Here is a 1,414-nt window from a genome sequence, read left to right as displayed (position 1 = left end):
TGGTCCCACTCCGACCCATCCCGAACTCGGTTGTGAAACGCACCTGCGGTGAAGATAGTGAGGGGGTTGCCCCTTGTGAAAATAGCTCGGTGCCAGGGTCCTAATCTACAAAGCGCGTCTTGTTCTAGACAAGGCGCGCTTTTTGCATGGCCCATGACGTGCCAGCAAGGCATGACAGCTCGCACCTCCGATGACTCTCTTGAGTTTGTGTCTTCTGTCTAGCTCGTCGCTACCCGAAGTGGTCACCCCCAATATTCTGAGTGTCGATGATTTTGCCTTCCGTAGAGGTCATCATTATGGGACTATCTTGGTGGATCTCGAAACGAACCATCCCATTGCCCTATTGCCAGATCGAACAGCAGAAACCTTGGCAACCTGGCAAGAAAGACCACCCTGGTATTGAAATCTTGTCCAGGATCTACAAACGCAGGATGATTCAGGGCTCTCCTAATACCATTCAGGTCGCCGATCGCTCTCATCTGTTACGCAATCTTGAAGAGACGCTAGAAAAGGCCTTGAAGGGTCACTCAAAAATCCTCAAACAGGTTGAGCAAGATCAGCTTTAAGCTGAGAGTGATATCGCCTTTGAAGGTCTGATATAAGAAGACTCAGTCCCCCAACTTCAAACAGCCCAACAACGGAAAACGGCCCAAAAGCGAGCTGAACGATTAGACAACTATGAGCAGGTTCGACAACAAGGACACAAAATCAAAGACATTGCCTACCATCTAGGAATGGGTAAGCGTACCGTGTATTACCTGCCTGTCTCACGAGACATTTCTAGAATGGCAGTCCGTCCAGACAACAATGCAGGAGCATGTTAGGTCCCTACAAGTCCTATCTCATCGATCAATGGAGCTGGGGACATCAGCATACTAAACGGCTCTTCAAGGAGATTCAATAATATGGGTATTTAGGGACCTATGAAACCGTGGTCCGCTATACCCATACGTTACGGTTGACTCAGCCAAAGCAGGCATGTCTTTAGACGTCAGTAATGATTCGATTGAAGGCCAAAATAATCGATTGAAAATGCTGAAGCGATACATGTTTGGGCGAGCCGGGTTAGACCTATTGGCCAAGCGACTGATTTTGACGAATAGATAATCTCCTGAGGCGATGGTTCAAGTGAGGGTAGCGCGCTCACCAAAAGTGGCTATAAGCCGATCTACGGCAAAGGTTGGAAAACATCAAAAATTTAAGAAGCGATGCTGAAAATTTCCACATGCAGAGCTGTATATACCGCAGAAAGTCCTCAAACTTCCCTTGATATAAGCTTTCCAGATATTTCCGAAAAAACTTCAAGAAAGGAGTTGACCAGTGACGAATAGCTCGCTATATTAGTAAAGCGCTTGAGACGGGAGCGGCGAACACCGTAACCGAATCGAGTCAGAACCTAGACAAATCAATAGTT

At 47.2% G+C, this 1,414-nt stretch carries 1 rRNA gene and 1 pseudogene; both read left to right on the top strand.

Annotated features, from left to right (window positions below):
* Positions 1-98 (top strand): 5S ribosomal RNA (rrf, locus tag QGP82_RS14610); the annotation flags it as partial.
* A gap of 116 nt (positions 99-214) precedes the next feature.
* Positions 215-1,107 (top strand): annotated as a pseudogene (locus QGP82_RS14605) (ISL3 family transposase); the annotation flags it as partial.
* Positions 1,108-1,414 lie beyond the last annotated feature (307 nt).

It is taken from the genome of Leptothoe sp. LEGE 181152, from assembly GCF_032906605.1.
GTDB lineage: Bacteria > Cyanobacteriota > Cyanobacteriia > Phormidesmidales > Phormidesmidaceae > Leptothoe > Leptothoe turfae.
Note: the sequence above shows the minus strand (reverse complement) of the source record. Positions and strands in the feature narration are given on the sequence as shown.